Raw genomic sequence first — 1372 nt, 5'->3', positions numbered from 1 at the left:
ACATGACCATGGTGATCACTCCTGAAATCCCCCGAGCAAAAGATGCTCAGGATGTGGGCTTCAGGTGGGTCAGTTTTACCCGCGCATCACCGCCGAAAGTGGGTCAGTTCTGGATGCGCGCCAACAATCAGGGAATCAATTGGCTGGAATTCTCCGGGTCAAAGGCGGCTCTCTTTCAAAGGTTGTGGACGGCGGAACCTTGGAAGGGAAGCCGTTCATGCCGTGAGATTCTGTGAAGGTGAGTGCGGCACACAGTGTGGACACAATTGGAGCGAAGACCTGGTTTGGTGACGGTAGCGCCAATACGCCAAAGTCCATCGTAAAAGGGGGGGCATGATATTGCCAAGGACGTAAATGATCTGAACTCAGGGAAAGGTGTTTTGCTCCCAAATGGCGACGTCCTTGTGCCCTCGGGCCGCATCTGGGGTACTCATCCTGATAGAGCCTCGATGTTCCCAAAGGAGGGGCCGGGAATTGTTCAGCTGTCACGGGCAGAGTTCCGTGTTTACACGGACATGGTGCGAGATGGAGGTCTCCGGGGCGGATCAGAGAAGGCTCTTGAGGGTATGATCTCAGCGGGGAACGCAGGAGTGAACGCGACTTCTAGGTCGAGGTTGCTGGAACTCTACAATTCGCGTGGCTCGGGTAAATAAATTGAGGTGATATGTGGATTCCTTTCAGTTTTCGATTGAGCGCTATTTGAGCTTTGATGATGTTCGCAAGGTGCTGTCGGAGTCGTTGGGCGTGCCGCAATCGAATGTGTTCGATTCTGATGAGTATTGGGATCACGCGCAGATCAAGGATTCGGTGGGGATATGGGTTATGCATGATGACGGTCAGTTCAAAACCATCGTCAATGCCTACAGTTGCTTGAATTTAAACGATGAGGAGCTCGGGCGTCTGGCCATTCGGATGGCGCCGAAGTTCGATTCTGGGGTTCTTATTGGAGATCACTTCAGTGATGTCCCTGATCTGGAGGGGCGGTTTGTTGTTTGCTATCCGGATGGGAGTTTACGGTTTGGGTACGAAGTGGAGGGGGTTATTGAGTTCTTTGAATGACTGATCGCTTGCGTTCCGCGCTCCCCGATTTGCCCAGGGCAACTTGCCGCATGCGATTGTCACGAGCGGGGACTGACGGCGAGGTGGCATGGGCTTCTTCAATTCAGCTGGCAGACGTAGTGTTGAATATTGAAATCAGGCATCATTTGATTATTAATGGTGGAATTCCGATGGTTATTGCAACCAGCGTGGACCGGCCAGCCTTTCGTAGACATCCGGTTGCCATAATTGATGGCAATGACCGAGGTGTTTATGGGCAACAGCAAGCAGTACACGGATGAGTTCCGGGCAGAGGCGGTGAAGCAGGTGATCG

3 protein-coding genes are annotated in these 1372 nt (G+C 52.7%); 2 read left to right on the top strand and 1 reads right to left on the bottom strand.

Annotated features, from left to right (window positions below):
• On the top strand, positions 1-236 hold a 236-nt coding region (locus WDC87_RS21805; RefSeq protein WP_336331332.1), incomplete at its 5' end, for a hypothetical protein.
• Positions 237-666: 430 nt separating this feature from the next.
• A complete protein-coding gene (locus WDC87_RS21800; RefSeq protein ID WP_252744655.1) occupies positions 667-1059 on the top strand; it encodes a hypothetical protein in 393 nt (130 codons plus the stop codon).
• A 98-nt stretch (positions 1060-1157) separates the two neighbouring features.
• Here the strand turns inward: WDC87_RS21800 and WDC87_RS21795 are convergent.
• On the bottom strand, positions 1158-1372 hold a 215-nt coding region (locus WDC87_RS21795; RefSeq protein WP_336331331.1), incomplete at its 5' end, for a hypothetical protein.

It is taken from the genome of Stenotrophomonas maltophilia group sp. Smal12 (assembly GCF_037079935.1).
Classification (GTDB): Bacteria; Pseudomonadota; Gammaproteobacteria; order Xanthomonadales; family Xanthomonadaceae; genus Stenotrophomonas; species Stenotrophomonas sepilia.
The sequence above is the reverse complement of the archived record's forward strand: the minus strand, read 5'-3'. Positions and strand labels throughout refer to the sequence as shown.